The organism is Clostridium sp. B9, from assembly GCF_050509515.1.
In the GTDB taxonomy this organism is placed as follows: Bacteria; Bacillota; Clostridia; order Clostridiales; family Clostridiaceae; genus Sarcina.
In genome coordinates this window covers 725,474-748,417 of the sequence record NZ_JBNWKA010000003.1, presented here as the reverse complement: position 1 = coordinate 748,417, position 22,944 = coordinate 725,474, and the positions used below count along the sequence as shown (strand labels likewise).

Sequence of the window (22,944 nt, the reverse complement as noted above, 5' to 3'; positions counted from 1 at the left end):
TCCTAAACATAAAATATAGTTTAAATTGTAGCATAAGTTAATTTAAACTTTCAAAATTAATTATATATGTTGTATCAAAAAAACTGCATTTATTTCTTAACTATTAGGCTCAATAGTTCATTTAAAGAATAGAGTCTATATAATGTAGTTTTTCATTTACAACATATATAAAAAACAAACATACAATTACATATAAGTTGCAATTATTTTTTAGGCTTTTTTTCAGCCTTCTTTTCATCCTTTTTTTCAGTTTCTTTTCCTGTAAAAATTTCTTTCTCTGATAAACCTTTTAAATACTCAACAAAGCCCTCTCTAAGCTCTGGTCTTCTTAAAGCATATTCAACTGTAGCTTCTAAGAATCCAAGCTTATCTCCAACATCATATCTTCTTCCTTCAAAGTCATAAGCATACATAGCTTCTTGACCCATAAGTTCTAAAAGAGCATCTGTTAATTGGATTTCTCCACCCTTTCCAGGTTTAGTGTTTTCTAATATCTCAAATATTCTAGGTGTTACTATATATCTTCCAAGTATAGCAACATTTGAAGGAGCTTCTTCTTTAGAAGGTTTTTCAACTAATCCTTTAACCTTATAAACATTTCCTTCAATGTGTTTTCCATTAACAATTCCATACTTAGAAACATCTTCATGAGGAACAGTTTGTACACCTAATACACTAGTTCTATACTCATTATAACAATCTATAAGTTGTTTTAAACAAGGTTTTTCCTCATTATAAACTACATCATCACCAAGTAATATGGCAAAAGGTTCATCCCCTACAAAAGTCTTAGCACAATGAATAGCATGTCCAAGTCCTCTTGGCTCTTTTTGTCTTATATAGTGAATATCAACCATATCTGATATATCCCTAACTAAGTCTAAAAGCTCAGTTTTACCAGCCTTTTCAAGCTCCATTTCAAGCTCAACAGATTTGTCGAAGTGATCTTCAATGCATTTCTTACTTCTTCCTGTTATTATAAGAATCTCTTCAATTCCAGAAGCTATAGCTTCCTCAATAATGTACTGAATAGTAGGCTTATCCACTATAGGAAGCATCTCCTTAGGTTGGGCCTTTGTTGCGGGTAAGAATCTAGTTCCAAGACCTGCTGCTGGTATAATTGCTTTTCTTATCTTTTTGTTCATTTCCATATCCCCTTTATTAAGTAAAAACTTTATTTTTATTATCTTCTATAATATATTATCATGCTAAAATGTATTAAAAAAAAGGCTAATTAACGTTTGTAAACTAATCATTTTGATCATACATTTTCACCATATATATAATATCATTTTTTGAGTGTCGTATTTTGTTCTTTTTTGTTGCAAATCATATTTTTAAGTTCCTTCTCAATCTTCTCCATAATCTTTTTCTTCTTATACCTAACAGCTCCAAAACTCATTTCATCCTTATGTGCTTCATAATACTTCTGCAAGTTTCCTCTCTCCTCATTAATATAGAAGATAAACGCTCTTTCTTCCTCACTTAAACTTGCCATAGCACTTAGTAACAATCCAATCTCCTCTCTATCCTCAAAATCCTTTTCCATTGAAAAATCGTCCTCCAAAGTGTCCTTAATTGTGATATCCTCCCCTATTGGTGTGTCCAAACTTGAAAACTTCATAGCAAACTCTTTTCTTCTTAACATACTTCCATATTTATTTCTCAAAAGAATAGTTATGAATGCTACAAAATCTATTCCAAAGCTTCCATCATACTTCTTAACCCCATCCATAAATTCAAGCCACCCTATCTGCTCTAAATCTTCCCTATCATAACCCTTTATGAAATACTTAGTTGAATACTTATATATCAATCCTTTGTGAATCTCAAAAAGCTTTTCCACGGCTTCTTTATTTCCATTTTTCCCCTCTATTAATAAAATATCTACCATTTCTTTATTCATAAACCATATCCCCTAACCCATATATTAAATTTGACTGACTTTTAATTATCTGACACACCTAAAAAACTCAGTCTTACCCTTTAACCATTGATATTACTTGTTTTAGACATAGTCTGCTCAAAATGACATACTTTTTCTTATTTTGTATACTATGTTATATACATTACTTATTTTTTATTATTTTAATTTAAGTATTTTTTACATACTATATAAATAGAAAAAGTACGTCAATTAAGTCGAAAGTATTGAAATTGCTAAAAAACCTCTGGTTTTCATTCTGTCAAAAGTTTGACTAAACTCTGTCATTATAACTTCATCAATATAGATTATGTTAAAATCACCTCTGCATATTTAGTCCTTATTCCTTTCCAAAATCTAAGCTCAGCCCTAGCCCTCTCAACCTGAAAATTACTCTCTAACTCCCTATTAAACTTTATTTGTGATAATGCTTTAAACCCTGCTTCTTCACAAAACTCCTTATAACTATCATAAAATTCACGTCTAACGCATTGAAACTTTTCATCAAGCTCACAACACTCTTCAACAAAAGAAATAACATTATTGTTATCGCGCTTATAATCCTTTTTAATATCATCTGTTATCTTATTCTCACTAAACTCAAAGTTATTTTCATATAATCTTTTTAACCCTTCTAAAGCCCAATTTAATATGCCTTCCTTTTCCTTTTGGAACTTAGCTTTTAGATGCTTGTCCACCTTACTTTTTTCTATTTGCCTAGTAAATGGAACAATTATAAGCCTTCTATAGAACCCTTCCGTCCTATCCACATAGTTTCTAGGTAATTCATTACAACTAAAGACAAGTCTTGAGAATGGCTTAAATTTAAATGGATTCTTATTTTTCTTTTCTGCCATCAAGTAGTCCTCTCCTGTTACCACCTTAAATATACCTGTATCATCTATTGATTTACTTGGAAGATCTGAGAATACATTGGCTAGTTTCCCTAGAAGCTCTGCTGTTTTAAACTTGTCTCCAATATCTTGCCAGGGTATATTACTTACATTGATTTTCCCAAGTAGTAAGTATTCCACCACCCATAAAAGTGTACTTTTACCTGTTCTAGCTGGCCCCCAAAATACAAAGGACTTTTGAGCAGCAGTATTAGTGGTAAGTAAATACCCTACTATCTCCTGAACTAAGGGAATTAGCCTACAATCTAAAACTTCACTTAAAAATTTCTTAAATTGGGGACAATCAGCATGAGGATTATACTCTACATTAAGCTGAACTGTACTTAAATAGCTAGGTGTATGCTCCTTAAAGCTCCCATCTCTAATGTCCAAAAGCCCATTTCTTGTATTAACTATATAAGGATTCCTATTAAAATCATCAAAATCTCTAGAAACAAGTATGTCCCATTGATTCCTACAATCTCTAATAGTCCCCATAGTGCAATAATTAGGTAGCATATAATCCATGATTATCCTTCCTGCTTCCTTCTCCCCACTAATGTTATAAACTCCATTTTCATATATCAAAAATGATTCTCCTCCATAGTAAACATGCCTAGTTTCACTTAAATGCTTTGCCAAAACAAAGGGTAGAAACTTAAGCCCTTTGTCCTGCTCCTCATACCATGGAAGATTACCACCATTCTTTTGCTTATTATCCTTCTTCCCCTTAGCTTCATTACCCTTATCCTTCTTAAACTTCCTAATAATCTCCCTATAAAATGCAATAAGATCCTTTGGATTCTTAATCTTTAAATAATTAGCCAAGTCCTCCTCAATAAGACTCTTCCCTAGGGCTGCTCCAATGTTATACATATAATTCTCTATGAATTTAAGAGCAGTATCCACATTTGTGGCATTAGAAACCTCACTAACTTTTAAGGTTTTTATACACGCTCTAAGCTCCTTCACAGTTAAAGGCTTAAAAGCTAAGGATGCTGGACTTTTACAATTACAGGTCTTTCCTAACTTCTTGCAGGTATATCCCCTATCCTTAAGTGTTTCACAAGTCATAGGGCCTGTCCCAGACTTTAGAAAATTACTTATCTTGCCATTAGTTTCCCTCTCACTATAGGTCTTATAACCCTTACTAAACTCATGAATTCTTTCACTTCCTCCACTAAAAAGAGCAAGGTTAGTAATCATTCCATGCCATAAAGGTTCAGAAAGAGTTTTTGAATTATTCTTGCAGTGCTTTATAAAATCACACTTAAAACAAATAACCTCTAATCCATTCTGAGTATTTAGTCCTTCTTCCCCGCCATTACTTATTAATGATGCTTGTCCATTTAATTCACTTCTTTTGTGAACATCATCACTTATTGGATGTGATTCTCCACTTAATGCACTTGCTTTATAAATATTGCTACTTATTGATGGTACCTGTCCAATAAACTCATTTGAACAACTATATGATTCTTGTTGTTTCTTATTAGTTAACTCTCCATCTATTATGTTAATTGGTTTATTCTCTGAAATATTATCATCTGACATGCTATGCAAGTTATCTTCATTCTTATATGAAACTTGCTCTTTAGATTTGTTATTTAGATTTTCTTCACTACTTATTGAAATGTTATCTCTGTTTATTAATGTACTCTCTTGTAAATCACTATGATAATTTGAAATGTAACTCTCTAAATTCTTATTATTGTTTTCAATACCTACCTGGCATAATTCTTCTATATCCCTTTTAAAATCACCTAACTGAATTTCATTCCATGATATCAGTGAAATATTTTTATCATGTAGATTTATGCTTGTCCAATTAGTTTTTCCTATACTGATTTCACCTAAAGAATAGGTTGTCCACTCTGCTACTTCTAAAGCATCAGTATTTAAATGAGTGCTTGTCCACCATACACCTTCAGCTCTTATTTTTTCTTGCCCATCATATATCCACTCTATTTCTGAATCTCTTTCTTCTTTATTATAATGACCTTTGATTTTTTCACTCTTTATGATTTTATCATCATTTACGCTAAACTCACTTTCGCTATAACTAAGCTCTTTTTCTAATTCATCTTGGGTATATACTAGGCTTGGATTAAGCTTTATGCATTTCACCCTTACTGGTTCCTCTTTACAATGATAGAAACCTGGAACTCTCATTACTCTGCTTTCATTTATACAGCTTCCATCTCCATTGAAATACTTGGCCAATTTCTTCTGTATTCCCCTAAACCTTTCTACCTCTCCATCCTTTATTAGAAAATACACATGAAGAGATTTTCTAGTTTGCACTATTATGCTAGGCTCTATGGGAAACTTACTTATATTATCTAACTGCTCTTCTAAGGAAAGAGTATCACACTCAAAGAACTGAGCATTAATCTTCTTTATCTTACTATCACTATTCCCTCCAGAGTTAACCACAAAGAATATTCCTCTCTCAGCCTCATTATGAGCCATTAAAACCTTACTCCTAGAAGAAAACTCCTTAATATCAAAACTTAGGTTCTTTCCTTTAAAGTCTGTCCCCTTCTTATCTGAAAAGACCCTGATATTAATCCTCTCACTAGGCTCCTTAGAGTTGTCACCTTTAGTAAAACATTCAAGAAACCTTTTAGCCTCATTTAAGTCCCACTTCCTAAAACCATCTTTATTCAATTTTTCAACACCCCTTTATTACTCTGTTTTAGGTCTTATTTCATTTTAGCTAGCCTTTCCACACTATTTATTCCTTATGCTATGTTTTAAATCATCACATACTTAAAACAAAGCCATCTCCTTAAACCTCATCAAAGTTATATCCCACAGAATACTCAACCTTTAGTGGTATATTAAAATCCTTAAATGGAGGTCTTTCCATACAATCCTTTATAAATGCTATGGCATCCTGCACCTTGTCCTCTCTAACTTCAAATAATAGTTCATCATGTATTTGTAGTAGTGGTTTTATATAGTCTCTTTCTGGTAATTCCCTTAGTATTCTCCCCATGGCTATTTTTATTATGTCTGCTGCTGTTCCTTGTATTGGAGTGTTTAAGGCACATCTTTCTGCCACAGCTCTCTTATTCCAATCCTTAGACCTTATATCCATTAAATAACGTCTTCTACCAGTTCTACTACTTGCATATCTCCTATATCCCACAATTTGCTTTGTGTTATTTTGCCAAGTTGAAAGCCTTGGATATCCGTCTTTTATGCTTCTTATAATCTTTTCGCAGTCTCTTTCACTTATATTGATTCCACCCTTGTACATAAGTGTCTTTTGAAGACCTCTAGGAAACAATCCAAAGAAAACACCAAAGTTACAGTTCTTTGCTATGGTTCTTCTCTTCTTAAACTCCTCATGATTCTTGTCCATAGCCTCCTCTAAGGGAATATTATATATAATAGAAGTTGTTATTGCATGAATATCTCTATCCTCCATAAAAGCGTTAATCATCTTTCTATCCTTACAATAATAAGCTCCAACCCTAAGTTCAATCTGAGAAAAGTCAAAATCCAAGAAAACATGGTTAGGTGAAGGAATAAAAAGCTTTCTAATACCCAAATGATCATTGTCCTTTCTAGGAAGGTTCTGAAGATTTGGATTCTTGCTAGAAAATCTACCAGTCTCAGTTCCCATGGAAAAGAAGTCTGTATGAATCCTATCTGTCTCAGAATTCAAAAGTTTCCCTAAAGCTTCTATATAAGTAGATTTAAGCTTACTAACTCTCTTGTGCCTCTTTATACAATCTATAAGGTAATCACCCTTTGGAAAGTTTTTAACACACCAATTCCCAAGAAGAATCAAGCTCTCATCATCTAATGAAGGCTCCCCCTTTTCAGATACCTTAAGAACTGGAAGGCTCAAATCCTTAAATATAAAGTCCTTAAAATCCTGTGTTTGAAGATTACTACCAAGGTTAATATCCCTATTTGCAAAGTTTAAAATCTCTCTCTTACAAAATTCAATCTCTTCCTCTGCTCTCCTGTTAAACTCCTGCAAAAGTTCCTTATTAAGGGCAATACCATTCTTTTTCATAATGCCAGTGTAAACTGCTGCTGGACTTTCCACCCTTTCACACACAAGCTTATGTTCGGGTATATAAGTCAGGAACCACTGGTTAAACCAGTTATAAAGTCTCAAAGTAAAATCACTATCAGCACAGGCATACCTTATGGTTTCCTTATGCTCAGAATTTAAATTATCAAAGTGTGTTCCATTAACCACATCCAAAAAGCAAGGTAAATCCTCATTAAATATCTCTCTTGCTAAGGTTTTAAGTCCACTATCTCTTAAAGTCCTAAACTCTCCAAAAGAATTTTTTAAAGTTAGCATACTAGCCATCATAGTGTCAAAAACGGGTTCTTTAATCACAATTCCATACTCATAAAGGAAGGAAGATTCATAAGCAATGTTGTGAGCAACCTTTATAAGGCTCTCATTGTGAAAAATAAAGCCCTTAAGCCAAGCTATCATTCTATCCACATGTTGAACATTTCGTCCGTTTCTATGTCTCAAAGGAATGTAAATACCAGTACCTTCCTTAACAGAAAGGGAAATACCAACTATGTGTCCCTTATTTGGATCTAAAGCAGCCTTCTTATCATTTAATCTAAGCCACTCATTCTTTGGTGCACACTCAATATCAAAGGCAATAACCTTGTTATCATGAATGTTTAAATACTTCATAGCCTCACTAATAGTAAAAACAGATTTATACTTTTCCATACTTTTCTCTCCTTATATAACAAAATTTCATTAGTCTTAACATTCTTATTGTTACTCTTAAACTCTCTGTTGTTACTTTCAATATTTTACTTACGCTCTAAAGTTACTCCCACTATTTTAGTATGCTATCCCCTTATTTCTTATCTCTTCAATTTCTCTTAAAGTTTTTAAATACTATTATTTGCTCTGCTTTTCAAATTCTTTTGATTAACACACACATTTTATTATCACTACTATCCTTCTTTAAATAATCTAAGTGTTATACAACTATCTCCATTTAAATCATCAATGTTTCACATATTGTATATCACTTACTTCCTGTATTTAATTTCATTATATACCTTTTTTTACCATATATAAAATCTTATTTTTCCCCAAAATATTTAATTATCCTTTAAAAGCTCTATATTTATCCCTTTTTCTTACAATTACTAACAGTACTTGTATTTCCCCTAAATTAATTATTGCTTTCTCCTTGTCTTACTGATACAATTAAGTTGTAACTATTTTACATTTATAGAATTTTAAGAGAATTACTGTGGTTAAAAGCATAAAATTAAGCTAATATCTACTTATCAATTTTCTTTAATTATTATTAAAATTTGATATAGTAGATAAAAACTTGAGGCTAGCTTAATATTTAATCTCTTGAAATACAGCTAATTTAGTTAACTTAGCTTATTAAAGCATTTATATAAAGGAGGGCTATTATGTTTATTGGCTATAGGTTACAAAAATTAAGAAAAAAAAGAAAATTAACTCAAAAGGTGTTGGCAAAAAGAGCTGGTATATCAAGTTCATATCTTGCAGATGTAGAACACAACAGATATAATCCTAGCTTAGATACCATAGAATCACTTGCAACCGCCTTAAAACTAGATATAAAATCCTTCTTTGATGATAATCTTTTAGAGGATTCATATTACTTAAAACCACTTAATGAAGAAACTGAAGAAGTTAAAGAACTACTAGATAATGATATTGAAGAACTTTCTGATAATAAAATTCTTGAAAAGGAAATAGCACAACCTTTAAATATTTCCTGTTTATCAGATAAAGAATTAAGAAACATTGAAGATGACTTAAATATAGCACTTACCCATTTAGATGATTTAGAAAATGAATTGATGATTGGTGAAAATGTGCTAGACTTAGAAACTAGAGAAATACTTAAAAATAGCCTAAGGCACTCAATGCAGGTAGCAAAAGTTATTGCTAAAAGCAAGTTTAATCCTAAAAGAAAATAATGCTTACTGCTATTAATTTTTAGATAAGTTTGGTTTAGTGGTTAGTTTATCTAAGAATTAATTTGATATTTAATCAAAGTTTTCTTAAATACTAATCTAAAATAAATATAAATTTTATCTAGAAATTAAACCACTGGCTTTGTTTTAAATTAAGTTTAATATAAAACAAAGCTAAAAAACATTTTTTGAATCTTAATAGAAAATAGAAAATTAATAAACACACTACACACTTTAAATTCACACATAACACTATTATCCTTCAGATAATGAATAATTTATTATTTGGAGGGAGGGAGTTTGATATCTTAATGGAATAACCATTAAGTTCAAACAATCATTATGGAAATAAAAGAAATAGTACAGCAATTAGTAAATAAATATGGAACAAGAGACCCATTCATCTTAGCAAAAGCTAGAGGAATACTTGTATGTAAAGAAAACTTAGGAAATATTCTGTATGGTTATTCAAGCTATTATAAAAGAGCAATGTCCATACACATAAATTCAAATTATGAAGAAGAAACACAAAGGCTTGTTTGTGCTCATGAACTAGCTTATTTATTACTATACCCAAAATCAACTTGTCATGTAGTACTTGATTTATCAACAAGCAAAAACCCTGACTTTGAAAAATATATAAAAATGTTTATGGCTCATTTGCTTATTTCTGATGAGATGCTTGAAAAGTATGCAGGGGAAAAGGTTGAAAGACTAGCTGAATGTGAAGGAATTCCTTTGGAGTTAGTTGAGCTTAGATTAGCTCAATAGTTATTAAGCTTATAATAAAAATAAAGTTGTAAAATATAAAAACTAATTTTACAACTTTATTTATATATAATTCTCTTATTGCTTTTTAAATGAATCTAAGCTCTTATTATCATAAATATACTCTTGTATTTGATCTAAGGTAGCTTGTCTATCGTATACTAAATACCAAACTCCATTAATCATTTTTCCTTCACAATAACCATCTAATGGGAATCTAGCAAGCTCTAAGTTTCCTTTTATTAATGGTGCTGCATCTGTAGCTAATTTAATCATATCCATAGAAGACATATTGGTTTCTACATAAGGTAAAAACTCATCTATTAATGAAGGGTACTCACTTGTTGGTGTTGATTTTAACTTTTCAAAAATTGCTTCTAAAACAACTCTCTGTCTTTCCGTTCTCTTATAATCCCCACCAGTAGCATGTCTTATTCTTGAATAAGCTAAAGCTTCAGCTCCATTTAAAGTTTGCTCTCCAGCTGAAGTTATTCCTGGTATATGAGAAATTTCCTCTTGAGTTATGTTAATCTGAACTCCTCCAATTTTATCAATAATCTTAGGAAGAGAAGTGAAATTAACAGCCATAAAATCTTCAACATTAACCTTAAAATTCTCATTTAAAGTTTTCATTGCAAGCTCTGGCCCACCAAAAGCATAAGCATGAGTTATCTTATCATCTCCATGACCTGGTATATCAACATAAGAATCTCTCATAATAGAAGTTAACTTCATAACTTTATGTTGCTCATCTAAAGTAAGAATCATAATAGCATCACTTCTACCTCTTTTGCCTTGAGGAGCATCAATACCAAATAAAGCAATATTCTTTATATGCTTTTCTTCCTCAACTTTTACTTTATCTATGGATAAATTATCCTTGTTAACTTCAACTTTTTGAACTTTGTTAAGTTTAGAGTTTATGTAATAATATCCTCCACCTAGTGCTATAAGCAATATCAACACTATACTACTTACAATATAAATAACTTTTTTACTTTTTTTCTTCTGGTGTTTACTATCTTTTCTCATGATATCCCCTTTTTCCACTTTTAATCTTTTCCATTTTAGGAATCTCATATTAAATTATATCATGAAATAAAATTTATAGTAAGTCAAACCATTCAATATTCTACTTTATTTTACTTTTATTTCAAGCTTTATTGTTCCTAAATAATAACACTTATTTAATTACAAAATCCATCCCATCACGTTTGTGTTATTTTAAACAACATAAATATTCTATTTTTATTTTTTATTGTAATTTAAAACCATATTTAGTATAATAATAGTATTCTAAATATAAAACTCAATTCCACAATTGTTATTTTAAATAACAATTGTGGATTTTTGAAAGGAAGATACATAAACATGAAGAAATTATCACCATCTCTTCTAGCAAAAAAGGTTACAGAAGCTAGAAAAGAAAAAAATATTACACAACAACAATTAGCAGATTTAACTAATATAAACCGTGCGATGATTAGTCGTTTAGAATCTATGGATTATATACCATCAATTCCTCAATTAGAAAAGTTAGGTGAAGTTCTTGATTTTGAACCTATTTCATTATTTGTAAGTGAGGAAACTAAAGATTCTTCTTTAGAAAAATACTCTCCTCTTAATATTGCAGTAGCCGGTACTGGTTACGTTGGATTATCTATTGCAACCTTATTAGCACAGCACAATCATGTAGTAGCAGTTGATATTATTCCTGAAAAGGTTCAAATGATTAATGATAAGCAATCACCAATCCAAGATGATTATATTGAAAAATATCTTGCCGAAAAAGAATTAGACTTAGTAGCTACTACTGATGGAAAAGCTGCATATAAAGATGCAGACTTTGTTGTAATTGCTGCTCCAACTAACTATGATAGCAAGAAAAATTATTTTGATACATCTGCTGTAGAGTCTGTTATTGAATTAGTTTTAAAGGTAAATCCAAATGCAATAATGGTTATAAAATCTACAATTCCTGTTGGTTACACAGCTAGTGTACGTAAAAAATATAATACTGAGAATATTATATTCAGCCCTGAATTCTTAAGAGAATCAAAAGCATTATATGATAATCTTTATCCAAGCCGTATTATAGTATCTACTGATACTAATAATGAAAGATTAGTAAATGCAGCTCACACTTTTGCTTCACTTCTTCAAGAAGGTGCTATAAAAGAAAATATCCCTACTTTATTTATGGGATTCACTGAAGCTGAGGCTGTAAAATTATTTGCCAATACATATTTAGCTCTACGTGTATCTTATTTCAACGAATTAGATACTTATTCTGAGATGAAAGGATTAGATACTAAAGCAATTATTGATGGGGTATGCTTAGATCCAAGAATAGGAACTCACTATAATAATCCAAGCTTTGGATACGGTGGATACTGCTTACCAAAGGATACAAAACAATTACTTGCAAACTATGACGATGTTCCTCAAAACATGATGAGTGCTATAGTTGAAAGTAATCGTACAAGAAAAGACTTTATTGCAGATAGAGTTTTAGAACTTGCTGGTGCATATGAGGCAAACAGCTCATGGGATGCTTCAAGAGAAAAAGAAGTTATAATCGGTGTTTATAGATTAACTATGAAGAGTAATTCTGATAACTTCCGTCAAAGTAGTATCCAAGGAGTTATGAAACGTTTAAAAGCTAAAGGTGCTACTGTAATTATTTATGAGCCTACATTAGAAAATGAAACTACATTCTTTGGTTCAAAAATAGTAAATGATCTTAATAAGTTTAAGGAATTAAGTAATAGTATTATAGCTAATAGATATGATGACTGTTTAGATGATGTAAAAGAAAAAGTTTATACAAGAGATTTATTCCAAAGAGATTAATAAAAACTTAAGCCTCAGAATTGAAATTTCAATTCTGAGGCTTTTTAAATACTTTAAACATTATAAAATTCTTTATACCACTCGGCAAATTTTCTTAATCCAGTTCTTAAATCAGTACTTGGCTTAAATCCAAATTCTCTTTCTAAAGGTGTTGTATCAGCATATGTAACTGGTACATCTCCAGGTTGCATAGGTACAAGCTTCTTATGAGCTTCAAAGTCATAGTCTTTAGAAAGTACTCCTGCTCTAATTAACTCTTCCTGAAGAATTGTCACAAAGTCAAGTAGATTTTCCGGATTACTATTACCTATGTTATATACTGCATATGGAGGTATTGGTAATCCATCTTCTCCATTTTTCTTCTCTGGTGGAGCTTGCATAACACGTTTTACTCCTTCAACTATATCATCTATGTATGTAAAATCACGTTTGCAATTTCCATAGTTAAATATCTCTATAGTTTCACCTTTTAAAAGCTTATTTGTAAATCCAAAATACGCCATATCAGGTCTTCCTGCTGGACCATATACTGTAAAGAAACGAAGTCCTGTAGATGGAATATTATAAAGCTTACTATAAGCATGAGCCATTAACTCATTAGATTTTTTAGTCGCTGCATATAAAGATACTGGATTGTCCACTTTATCATCTGTAGAATATGGTACTTTCTTATTAGATCCATATACAGATGATGAAGATGCATATACAAAATGATCAACACCTTTTTCACCATTATCATAAGAATGACGACAAGCTTCTAATAAGTTATAAAAACCAATTAAATTAGCTTCAACATAAGCATCTGGATTTGTAATTGAGTAACGAACCCCTGCCTGTGCTGCTAAATTCACCACTATATCTGGTTTATATGTAGAAAAAATATCATCTATTAAAGACTTATCTGCAATGGAACCTTTAACAAATTTCCAAGTAGAGTCTTTATGCTTTTTAACTTCCTTTTCAATTTCTTTAAGTCTCCATTCTTTTATACTAACATCATAGTAATCATTCATAGTATCTATTCCTACAATGTGTACTGACTCCTCTGTTTTTAATAATTCTAAAACTAAATTACTACCAATAAAACCAGCAACACCAGTTACTAAAATTCTCTTCATATATCTCGCCTCTCTCCTATAACATTAAATATTAAATTATGATATTTAAACTATTTATACATCTTTTCATAATATTTTTGATAATCACCTGATGTTACATTATTCATCCACTCTTTATTATCTAAGTACCATTTTATTGTTTTCTTTATTCCAACTTCAAAAGTCGTTTCTGGATACCATCCTAATTCTTCTTTTATTTTAGTTGGATCTATTCCGTATCTTCTATCGTGTCCTTTTCTATCTTCAACATACTTTATTAAGTTTTCAGTTATTTCTTTATCTACATTTTCATTTAAGTATTCTATAACTGTTTTTACTATTTGTATGTTTGTTCTTTCATTATGTCCACCAACATTGTAAACTTCCCCAAGTCTTCCTCCATTGATTACCATATCAATTGCTTTTGCATGATCTTCAACGAATAACCAGTCTCTTATGTTCATTCCGTCTCCGTAAACTGGTAAATCCTTATGTTGTAAACAGTTATTTATTAAAAGAGGTATTAACTTCTCTGGAAATTGGAATGGTCCATAGTTATTTGAACATCTTGTTATGTTTACTGGCATTTTATATGTATCTGCATATGCTTTTACCATTAAGTCTGATCCCGCTTTACTTGCTGAATATGGGCTATGAGGATCTAATGGAGTTGTTTCCATGAAGTATCCTGTTTCTCCTAATGAACCATAAACCTCGTCTGTTGAAACGTGAAGGAATTTAACTCCTTCTTTCCATCCATCTTCTGTTTCCCATGCATTTTTTGCACAGTTAAGTAAGTTTACTGTTCCTAATACGTTTGTTTTTGCAAATATTTCTGGTTCTTTTATACTTCTATCAACATGTGATTCAGCTGCAAAGTGAGCTACATAATCTATCTCATATTTTTCAAATAAACTTGAAACTAATTCTTGATCACATATATCTCCTTGTACAAATATATGTCTTTCATCATTTTCTATTGATTTTAAGTTTTCTAGGTTTCCTGCATAAGTTAACTTGTCTAAGTTTATTATTTTTATATCCTCGTATTTATCTAACATATATAATACAAAGTTTGATCCTATAAATCCTGCTCCACCTGTAACTAAATAAGTTTTCATGAAATTCTCTCCTAACTTTAATAACTTTATATTTAATTCCTAAGTTTCTCAAAAGTAACTTTAGTTTATACTATCATTTATATTGATTAATCAATACTCTTAAGTTCTATTATTAATTATTTCTTTGATTTTCGAAAAAGCTTTTTAGTGCTTCTTTCCAGTCTCTCATCTCATCACCAATAGTGCATCTTAGCATCATATTGTCTAATGATGAATACTCCGGTCTTTTAGCTGGAGTTTTATACTCATCTGAAGTACATGGTGATACTTCGCATGTGTTTCCTGCTAATTTCATTATTTCTGTAGCAAAATCATACCAAGTACATTCCCCTTTTCCTGTACAATGATATACTCCATATTCTTCTGTTTCTATAAGTTTTAATATGTGGTGAGCTAAATCATTTGCATGAGTTGGATTTCCCTTTTGATCATTTACAACGCTTAACTTGTCTCTTTCTTTTCCAAGTCTCATCATTGTATAGACAAAATTATGTCCAACATAACCATATAACCAAGCTGTTCTAACTATATAATATTTTGAAGAAAACTCTCTTACATAATTTTCTCCTAAAAGTTTAGTTTTTCCATATACGCTATACGGTGCAGTTAAATCAAATTCAGTTAATGGTTTTTCTCCTACACCACTAAATACATAGTCTGTTGAAACCTGAACCAATTTAGCACCTATTTCTTCAGAAATCATAGCTAAATTTCTTGCTCCAATAGCATTAACTTTAAATGCAAAGTCCTCATTGCTTTCGCAGCCATCAACATTTGTTGCAGCAGCACAGTTTATAACAACATCTGGTTTTACATCATTTAAAACTTTTTTTACTTGCTCTAAATCTGTTATATCTAAATCTGCTACATCTAAAGCTACTACTTCTGCATCTTTTATTGCTTTACTCACAAATCCAATTTCTGATTTTCCCCTCTTTATAATTGATTGAAGTTCATTTCCTAGCTGTCCATTTGAACCTGTTATTAATATTTTCATGGGTACCCTCCTGATTAGCCTTCATATATAAAAGGAATATCTAACTCTTTTAAAGTTTTTTGTTTTTTATCTTTCTCTGATAAAAGTATTTCCTCAATTCCATCAATAGGCCATTCTACATTAACATCTTTATCATTCCAAAGAAGTCCACTATCATATTCTGGAGCATAAAAGTCTGTACATTTATAATTAAATACAGCTTCATCTGATGTAACTACAAATCCATGAGCAAATCCTTCTGGAACATAGAATTGTCTCTTGTTTTCAGCACTTAAGAAAACACCTTCCCATTGTCCAAAAGTAGGTGATCCTTTTCTTAAATCAACTGCAACATCCCAAACTTCTCCTTGAGTAACTCTAACAAGTTTTCCTTGAGTGTGTTTAGTTTGGAAGTGTAATCCTCTTAAAACACCTTTTTTTGACTTTGATTCATTATCTTGAACAAATTTCATGGTAAGTCCTGCTTCCTCAAAAGCTTTTTGACTATATGTTTCCATGAAATATCCTCTTTCATCTCCAAACACTTTTGGTTCTATAATATATAAATCTTTTATTTTTGTCTTAATAAAATTAAAATTACTCACAATTACCACTCCTTAAATCTTTGTAGCTGCAACTTCTTCTAAGGCTCTCTTATTTTCCACTTCTTCAATTATATCAATTAAATATTTTCCATAACCAGTTTTCATTAATGGTTTTGCAAGATTAATAACTTGTCCAGCTGTTATCCATCCTTTTCTATATGCTATTTCTTCTAAACAAGCTATATATGTTCCCTGTGTATTTTGTACAGCTTCAACAAAGTTAGATGCTTGTAACATTGATCCATGTGTTCCTGTATCAAGCCAAGCCATTCCTCTACCAAATAGATTAACTTTTAGAGTTCCTTCTTCCATATATAATCTATTTAAGTCTGTTATTTCTAACTCGCCTCTAACTGATGGCTTTAGTCCTTTAGCTTTTTCTATTACTGAGTTGTCATAGAAATATAATCCTGGTACTGCATATTTTGATTTTGGGTGTTCTGGTTTTTCTTCTAAAGAAATAACTTTTCCATTTTCATCAAATTCAACAACACCAAATGCTTTTGGATCTTGAACATAATATCCAAATACCATTGCTCCATTTTCTAAAGCTGCTGCTTCTTTTAAATTATTTGAGAAGTTTTGTCCATAGAATATATTATCACCTAAAATCATAGCAACATTATCATCTCCTATGAACTCTTCTCCTATTATAAAGGCTTCTGCTAGTCCATTTGGAGCTTCTTGAACCTTATATTCTATATTTAACCCTAGTTCACTTCCGTCTTTGAACAATTCCTTAAAATTAGGTAAGTCTCTCTCTGTTGATATTATTAATATGTCCTTTATTCCTGCTAACATCAAAACTGACATTGGATAATATATCATTGGTTTATCATATATTGGAACCATCTGCTTTGACATTGCTTTTGTTACTGGGTAAAGTCTTGTTCCACTTCCCCCTGCTAATATAATACCTTTCATACTAATTTCTCCTTTTAATATTTATTTTTAATCATAAATTTAGTTTCATTTAATACTTTTATTATTTCTTTTCTTTTTATAAAAATATATATTATATAAAACACTAAGTAAGTTATTATCGCACATATCGGTTCTAGTAGAAAATTTATACTAACAAATATTATTACAAGAGAAACTTCTAACATAATATCTTTTAAAATTTTTATATCTATATATTTAGATAGTATTATTTCAGAATATATACTTTTAAACCCAATCAAAACTAATATAGATATTACTGTTAGCATAAAACTATCCAGTAAATATATATTTATTACACTTAAAATTAGGCTAAGAATTATTGATACCAAATTAACAATTAGTATCTCCTTTTCCTTTCTTAATGTTTTTAAAAATGTATTTGTTAACATTGAAGTTTTACTTTCAAAAACAAAAATAGGAAATAAAATACCCATATAGAATAAACTTTCACTATATTGTGGAAGCCATAATTCAAGTATTACTTTTAATGGCTGATATAATATTAATGTGCCTAAAACAATAACCATCAACATCGTCCTTATTTCACAATATATATTTTTTAATTTACGATTATCTATATTTCTTAACATAGGAAATATAACTAATGATATTGAATTTATAAAATTAAGAATTATATTTGATATGCTTATAGTAAAAGAAAGCTTACCAAATACTTCTATAGACCATCTTATTTGAACTCCTATTCTAACAATTCCTATAATTAAATTACTTGCAATATTAGCAAACATTAATTTACTTCCTATACTAATATTTTTGTATGCTTGAAAAATACCTTCTTTGACTTTAATTAATTTTCCAAATATAATATCTTTGCATATTAGCATAGCATATATCATTGATATAATCCTAGATAAAATATCCAGTACAATTAAAATTTTATAACTTTCAAATTTTAAAATAAATACTATTAGCATAAATCCACAGAATACAAATCTATCTACTAACATAATTTTGGAGTATTCCTTTATCTTGTTAGTGGCTTGTAACACAAACAAAATAATATACCTAGGATTTGCAATAATACCATATATTATAGTCATAACCATTATAAATAGAAAATTATTATCGTTATTATTGCATATTATAAAAAATAATATTATTCCAAAGATTATTTGTACTATAAATAACATCCAAAACTGTGTCCTAATATTATTTTTATCTAAATCACTATATCTTTTACCTCCATATCGCAAATAAATTCCATCAGCCCATCCCAAATGAAAAAAACCAACATAAGATAAATAAAAAATATATAGTTGCCAATATGAATAATCTTTTACCCCTAAAAATTTAGGTGCTATCAAATTTAATAAGAGTGTTGTTCCCATAACAACTATATTAACCGAAACACTATATGAAAAATTTTTTATTAGTTTACTTATTTTATTGTTCACTTACTTCTCCTTTATATCAACTAAAAATTCAAGTACACATTTCCTTCAAAAAAAGGAATTAATAAACTCTGAGCTGGTGTTTTTATAGTTAAATCTATAATAATCCAAAGTATAACACTAAGCCAAACGATAAAAATAAATAAAATTCTTTCCCCAATATCAATTTTTTTCGATATTCTTATCTCTGAATAAACATTATAATTAATTATTAGCAAACTTCTAGCAAGACGATAAAATGATATCTGTAACATATATAATGGAAAAAATATAATTGCTAGTAAATCTAACCTATATATATATTTAATAATTGACTGATCTTTATTATTTCTTAACTTACTACTCAACTTCAAAGACCAAAATGTTAAAATAAGTGAAGATGTGTGTAATAAAAATGGATATAAAAAACCTAAATTTGTAGATTGAGACATATATATATTCATCTTATCATTATTTACATACTTTAATAATTCAGATAAACCTGGTATTTTATTATTGTTTATAAATATAATTACACAAAACACACAAGTTAAAATTGCAATATTTTTTTCTTTTTTACTTTTTACTGAAGTACTATTGAATAAAAATATAAAATATATTAAAAAAGAAAAATGAATAGTTGAAGCAATTAATAAAAATATACTATAAATTAATCTTTTCCGCTTATTTTCTGAATATATAAGAATACATAAACCAATTTCAAAAATAACAAACCCTAAAAAATATCTAAGTTGTTCTGAGCTTAATATTACTAAATATGAAGAAAAAAAGGCGATAACATAATGTGGGCTTGGAGACCATTTTATTATAGTCCAAAATAAAATTAACAAAAATATTGCAATTATACCAGCTCTAAAAGTATAAAAATCATTAGTAAATATTCCACCTAATTTAATCAATAAAACATATCCCACTTCATAATTTGAATGTACTCCACTATTTATGTTATTAAACTCAATTTCACTATACAATAAATCATTAGAAAATCCAGATGTATTTCTATATCCAGCCATTAATAAATATATAAGTATAAATGAAAAAAATAAAATTACAACGCTATATTTTTTTTTATTTCTTTTCCCATAAAAAATACCAGTGAATATATTCATTAAAATTACTTCTAGATAAAAAAATAAAGTCATTAATTAATCCTCCTTATATTTCTTTTTCTATTAAATAATTTTCTATTGTTTTCAAAAAATTCACCGGTGAATTTTCTCCTTTATAATTATAAAAAACCTCATTTTTTTCACTCACAAAATTTGGTTCTATATTTTCCACAGAATCGAAATATTGCATGTATGAAGAATTATAAAAAATATTATCTTTTACTCCAATATAATTAGTAATTAACTTTTTATTATACATAATAGCTTCCCAAAATCTTAGCGTACATCCTGAAGTATTATTATCAACAATTTCTAAAATACATTTTGCAGACATAGTATGTCCTATATATTCATTAAATGGCATAGCATTTTTATTGTAAAAAATACCATTATCATCAAACTCTCTTTTTTCTTTATTTGATACAACATAAAAAAAACACTTCAAACCAGCATTTGTCAGTTTACTATAAGCTTCTTTAATTTCATTTAATCTATTTCGTGCAGCACCAATAAACAATACATCAACCTCATCATATTTAGGTACTAATTCAAGAGATGATTTAGGTATTTTTGAATAATATATAGATGTATATTTCAAATTATATTTTTCAACATCTTTAGGATTATATGATAAAACCAAATCAAAATTTTCTTTTAAATAATCTATATCCAATGAAGGTATAGCTTTTAATTTTGATTCAATTGTATCGCTAAAATAAAATATAAATTTACTATCATTAAAGTTTCTCTTTAAATATTCAAAAAATTTCGGATAATACCACCCAGGTGTAAACACAAAACATAATATTTTATTTGTTGGAAAATCATTTTTAAATAGTGCCTTATACCAAATCCATTTTAATGGTAAATTGATTTTTGAATTGATTCTATGAGATAAATGACATTTACAAATAAAATTAATAATCTTATATTTAAATAACTTATCCCTTTTAACTATCTTTACATTACTATACTCCTCAATATCTAAAAAAAACAATCTATCTAATTCTTTAAAGCTGTCATTATAAAAAACAAAATTATACAAAATAGTAGTCTCTCCTTATAATTTTTTATACTATATATTTTATTATTTCAGACTTATATTTATCTAAAATTTTCTTATCTATTTCAATACTTGATGCGCCTCCTGCTTCATTAACATATTTACCTGCTATAGGTTTCTTTTTAATTGTCCCAGATAAATACCATTCATATTCTATGTCTAAATGTCCAATATCAATTGCTTGGCCACCACAAATTCCAATGTCATATGCTAATACGGTTGCTGTAGGACCTAATGAAATTAAAAATATAACATCTTCTGATATATATTTTTTTGAACTATCTAATATTTCATTATACTTTGCAAAAGCATTTTCTGCTGGTGCTATAATTCTTTTAATATTCTTTGCATTACTTAACAAATCATTTCCTACACCAAATCTTGTCTGACTTCCTTCTATGATTATTAGATTTTTATTTTCCCATATATCTTTCCATCTTTTAAACATCCATTTACTCCTGTTGTCAACACAACCATAATACACTCTTGTTATTAATGCATCTGAATAAAATCTATTTTCGTCCAAAAGTTCATTCCATCTTTTATAATATTTAGCCAAATGTGTATTCCTTGATTCTCTACGTTTTTTACTATAAGATTTCATAGAGCCAAAAAAGTCAGGTACTGCAATAAGTATATTATCCCTTTCTGAACTTATTATACTATGTAACCTATTACTTAATTCCTTAGAATTTTCCTGTCCAAAATATCCTTTTGAATCTTGATATATCCAAGATATTTCACCATCTCCAAATCTACATAAAGATTTATTTTTATCTTTTAACATACTAAATGTATTTTCAATTGAATAAAATTTTACATCTTTTAATTTGTTTTTTATTAAATAAAACTTTAAAGAATAAATTTTTGCAACTGGTATTGCAATAATATAATGATATATTTTAATAAAAATTTTACCAATTATATTTTGATTAAGTTTTTGCTTAATCTCGATTATTGTTTTCATAAATTTCCTCCATCTTCCCTATAACAAATTATTCATTAATGACAGTTCTTACATCTTATATTAAACAAATTCTCTATATTTTCTATAAATTTCATTTCTTTTATTATTTAATATAACTAATTCATATTCCTTTGCTTTTTGAAAATTACACTTTGCTATTTCCGAAAGATCCACAGAAACTATACTCTTTAGTTTATTTAAAATATCATTTATATTTCCACTTTTAAATACATTATCTTTTTGAATTAATTCCGGTATTCCAGCAGTTGTTGAACCAATAGCTGGACAAGCTCTACTTAATGCTTCAATTAAAGCACGAGGTAGTCCTTCTTGTTTACTTGGTTGAACATATATATCTATTGAATCAATCCATTTAATCACATTCTCATGTAGTAATAAACCTTTAAATCTTACTTTCTCCTCAACTCCAAGTTTTTTCGCTAAATTCTTCAAATATGAATTATCTCCTCCACCTACTAATTCATATTCAAAATTATACCCTTGCTTATTTAAAATTGATATAGCTCTTATTATATATTCTTGTCCCTTATACCTAACATTTACAGCTGCTGCCGTTCCTAATACAATAGCATCATTATTGTTCTTAAATTGAATTTTTTTTAATCGTTTTTCTAAAACAGACTCATCAACTGGCTCCAAATAAACATTTGATGCCGATATTGATGGACATTTGCAAGGATAACGATTTTGAAGCCATTTTTCAGTCACATAAGTTGCAAAATCGGCATTTCTTATACCTTTTAATTCATTCCAAAACATATAAGGAGCAACTAATTTACCACTAATTCCATGATTCCAATATGCATCCCAAGCACATCCTCCGACTTCAACCATATATTTTTTTCCCATACTCCTTGCAATACTTATAGTTATATCACTAATAATACTTGGCATTCTTGCAAAAATCATATCTGTATTTTCCACATATTCTTTAATTACCCTTTTATATTTTGGTCTTTCTATTAATAATCCCTTAACAGAATTTAAATTACCAATTTCAACAAACTCTAACCCTTCTAATTCAACCTTTTTCAATTTAGCTTCTTTATATGTCTTATCTAAATTGAATGTACGAATTACTACAATTAATTTATCTACAACACTGAAATATCTCGAAAACATTTCAGCAGTAATTGTTGTATTACAATAAACACCGTTACAATCACGATACATCGGTCCATCAAAACTAAATAATCCAATCATTATATCACCTATATTAATTA

Annotated in this window: 18 protein-coding genes; 3 read left to right on the top strand and 15 right to left on the bottom strand. The window is 29.1% G+C overall.

Translation table 11 applies throughout. The annotated features are described in order from the left end of the window. Window positions 1–203: 203 nt before the first annotated feature. From galU to ACQZHJ_RS03375, 4 genes are all read right to left on the bottom strand, one after another. Window positions 204–1,145, bottom strand: coding sequence for a UTP--glucose-1-phosphate uridylyltransferase GalU (gene galU / locus ACQZHJ_RS03390; RefSeq protein WP_430484140.1), 942 nt, complete (start codon window positions 1,143–1,145; stop codon window positions 204–206). Between the two features lie 143 nt (window positions 1,146–1,288). Next, on the bottom strand, window positions 1,289–1,906 hold the full coding sequence (locus tag ACQZHJ_RS03385; RefSeq protein ID WP_430484139.1) for a sigma-70 family RNA polymerase sigma factor: 618 nt from the start codon (window positions 1,904–1,906) through the stop codon (window positions 1,289–1,291). Between the two features lie 326 nt (window positions 1,907–2,232). Then, the gene (locus ACQZHJ_RS03380; protein WP_430484137.1) at window positions 2,233–5,487 is read right to left on the bottom strand and encodes a DNA primase family protein; all 3,255 of its coding nucleotides are present in this window, start codon (window positions 5,485–5,487) and stop codon (window positions 2,233–2,235) included. A 121-nt stretch (window positions 5,488–5,608) separates the two neighbouring features. Continuing rightward, complete coding sequence (locus tag ACQZHJ_RS03375; protein WP_430484136.1) at window positions 5,609–7,540, bottom strand: DNA polymerase; 1,932 nt, start codon at window positions 7,538–7,540, stop codon at window positions 5,609–5,611. Between the two features lie 710 nt (window positions 7,541–8,250). Here ACQZHJ_RS03375 and ACQZHJ_RS03370 point away from each other — a divergent pair. Beyond that, on the top strand, window positions 8,251–8,787 hold the full coding sequence (locus ACQZHJ_RS03370) for a helix-turn-helix domain-containing protein (RefSeq protein WP_430484135.1): 537 nt from the start codon (window positions 8,251–8,253) through the stop codon (window positions 8,785–8,787). 339 nt (window positions 8,788–9,126) lie between these two features. Beyond that, window positions 9,127–9,555, top strand: coding sequence for an ImmA/IrrE family metallo-endopeptidase (locus ACQZHJ_RS03365; protein WP_430484134.1), 429 nt, complete (start codon window positions 9,127–9,129; stop codon window positions 9,553–9,555). Window positions 9,556–9,630: 75 nt separating this feature from the next. Here ACQZHJ_RS03365 and ACQZHJ_RS03360 read toward each other — a convergent pair whose 3' ends face one another. Continuing rightward, window positions 9,631–10,584, bottom strand: coding sequence for an LCP family protein (locus ACQZHJ_RS03360; RefSeq protein WP_430484133.1), 954 nt, complete (start codon window positions 10,582–10,584; stop codon window positions 9,631–9,633). Window positions 10,585–10,923: 339 nt separating this feature from the next. Between ACQZHJ_RS03360 and ACQZHJ_RS03355 the strand changes: the two genes are divergently transcribed. Beyond that, window positions 10,924–12,405, top strand: coding sequence for a nucleotide sugar dehydrogenase (locus ACQZHJ_RS03355; protein WP_430484132.1), 1,482 nt, complete (start codon window positions 10,924–10,926; stop codon window positions 12,403–12,405). A 53-nt stretch (window positions 12,406–12,458) separates the two neighbouring features. On the opposite strand, the gene ACQZHJ_RS03350 is transcribed toward ACQZHJ_RS03355, so the two are convergent. From ACQZHJ_RS03350 to ACQZHJ_RS03305, 10 genes are all read right to left on the bottom strand, one after another. After that, window positions 12,459–13,523, bottom strand: a complete 1,065-nt coding sequence (locus tag ACQZHJ_RS03350; protein WP_430484131.1) for a GDP-mannose 4,6-dehydratase — start codon at window positions 13,521–13,523, stop codon at window positions 12,459–12,461. Window positions 13,524–13,573: 50 nt separating this feature from the next. Further along, window positions 13,574–14,623 carry a dTDP-glucose 4,6-dehydratase gene (gene rfbB / locus ACQZHJ_RS03345; protein ID WP_430484130.1) on the bottom strand — a complete coding sequence of 350 codons (1,050 nt, stop codon included), beginning with the start codon at window positions 14,621–14,623 and terminating at the stop codon, window positions 13,574–13,576. A 112-nt stretch (window positions 14,624–14,735) separates the two neighbouring features. After that, the gene (gene rfbD, locus ACQZHJ_RS03340) at window positions 14,736–15,620 is read right to left on the bottom strand and encodes a dTDP-4-dehydrorhamnose reductase (RefSeq protein ID WP_430484129.1); all 885 of its coding nucleotides are present in this window, start codon (window positions 15,618–15,620) and stop codon (window positions 14,736–14,738) included. 14 nt (window positions 15,621–15,634) lie between these two features. Further along, on the bottom strand, window positions 15,635–16,204 hold the full coding sequence (rfbC, locus tag ACQZHJ_RS03335) for a dTDP-4-dehydrorhamnose 3,5-epimerase (protein WP_430484128.1): 570 nt from the start codon (window positions 16,202–16,204) through the stop codon (window positions 15,635–15,637). Between the two features lie 12 nt (window positions 16,205–16,216). Continuing rightward, on the bottom strand, window positions 16,217–17,128 hold the full coding sequence (gene rfbA / locus ACQZHJ_RS03330; RefSeq protein WP_430484127.1) for a glucose-1-phosphate thymidylyltransferase RfbA: 912 nt from the start codon (window positions 17,126–17,128) through the stop codon (window positions 16,217–16,219). Window positions 17,129–17,142: 14 nt separating this feature from the next. Continuing rightward, the gene (locus ACQZHJ_RS03325) at window positions 17,143–18,564 is read right to left on the bottom strand and encodes a lipopolysaccharide biosynthesis protein (RefSeq protein ID WP_430484126.1); all 1,422 of its coding nucleotides are present in this window, start codon (window positions 18,562–18,564) and stop codon (window positions 17,143–17,145) included. Window positions 18,565–18,584: 20 nt separating this feature from the next. Further along, window positions 18,585–19,703 (bottom strand): EpsG family protein, encoded by a 1,119-nt coding sequence (locus tag ACQZHJ_RS03320; protein WP_430484125.1) that lies wholly within the window; start codon window positions 19,701–19,703, stop codon window positions 18,585–18,587. 13 nt (window positions 19,704–19,716) lie between these two features. Beyond that, a complete protein-coding gene (locus ACQZHJ_RS03315) occupies window positions 19,717–20,715 on the bottom strand; it encodes a hypothetical protein (RefSeq protein ID WP_430484124.1) in 999 nt (332 codons plus the stop codon). 25 nt (window positions 20,716–20,740) lie between these two features. Then, window positions 20,741–21,700: a GT-D fold domain-containing glycosyltransferase gene (locus ACQZHJ_RS03310; RefSeq protein ID WP_430484123.1), complete on the bottom strand. Its 960-nt coding sequence runs from the start codon at window positions 21,698–21,700 to the stop codon at window positions 20,741–20,743. Window positions 21,701–21,760: 60 nt separating this feature from the next. Next, window positions 21,761–22,924, bottom strand: coding sequence for a glycosyltransferase (locus ACQZHJ_RS03305; RefSeq protein ID WP_430484121.1), 1,164 nt, complete (start codon window positions 22,922–22,924; stop codon window positions 21,761–21,763). Window positions 22,925–22,944 lie beyond the last annotated feature (20 nt).

What these genes read in the sequence shown, in the direction of transcription:
- galU (WP_430484140.1), bottom strand. Translation starts at nt 1,145, where the DNA reads ATGAACAAAAAGATAAGAAAAGCAATTATACCAGCAGCAGGTCTTGGA.
- ACQZHJ_RS03385 (WP_430484139.1), bottom strand. Translation starts at nt 1,906, where the DNA reads ATGAATAAAGAAATGGTAGATATTTTATTAATAGAGGGGAAAAATGGA.
- ACQZHJ_RS03375 (WP_430484136.1), bottom strand. Translation starts at nt 7,540, where the DNA reads ATGGAAAAGTATAAATCTGTTTTTACTATTAGTGAGGCTATGAAGTAT.
- ACQZHJ_RS03370 (WP_430484135.1), top strand. Translation starts at nt 8,251, where the DNA reads ATGTTTATTGGCTATAGGTTACAAAAATTAAGAAAAAAAAGAAAATTA.
- ACQZHJ_RS03365 (WP_430484134.1), top strand. Translation starts at nt 9,127, where the DNA reads ATGGAAATAAAAGAAATAGTACAGCAATTAGTAAATAAATATGGAACA.
- ACQZHJ_RS03360 (WP_430484133.1), bottom strand. Translation starts at nt 10,584, where the DNA reads ATGAGAAAAGATAGTAAACACCAGAAGAAAAAAAGTAAAAAAGTTATT.
- ACQZHJ_RS03355 (WP_430484132.1), top strand. Translation starts at nt 10,924, where the DNA reads ATGAAGAAATTATCACCATCTCTTCTAGCAAAAAAGGTTACAGAAGCT.
- ACQZHJ_RS03350 (WP_430484131.1), bottom strand. Translation starts at nt 13,523, where the DNA reads ATGAAGAGAATTTTAGTAACTGGTGTTGCTGGTTTTATTGGTAGTAAT.
- rfbB (WP_430484130.1), bottom strand. Translation starts at nt 14,623, where the DNA reads ATGAAAACTTATTTAGTTACAGGTGGAGCAGGATTTATAGGATCAAAC.
- rfbD (WP_430484129.1), bottom strand. Translation starts at nt 15,620, where the DNA reads ATGAAAATATTAATAACAGGTTCAAATGGACAGCTAGGAAATGAACTT.
- rfbA (WP_430484127.1), bottom strand. Translation starts at nt 17,128, where the DNA reads ATGAAAGGTATTATATTAGCAGGGGGAAGTGGAACAAGACTTTACCCA.
- ACQZHJ_RS03320 (WP_430484125.1), bottom strand. Translation starts at nt 19,703, where the DNA reads ATGACTTTATTTTTTTATCTAGAAGTAATTTTAATGAATATATTCACT.
- ACQZHJ_RS03310 (WP_430484123.1), bottom strand. Translation starts at nt 21,700, where the DNA reads ATGAAAACAATAATCGAGATTAAGCAAAAACTTAATCAAAATATAATT.
- ACQZHJ_RS03305 (WP_430484121.1), bottom strand. Translation starts at nt 22,924, where the DNA reads ATGATTGGATTATTTAGTTTTGATGGACCGATGTATCGTGATTGTAAC.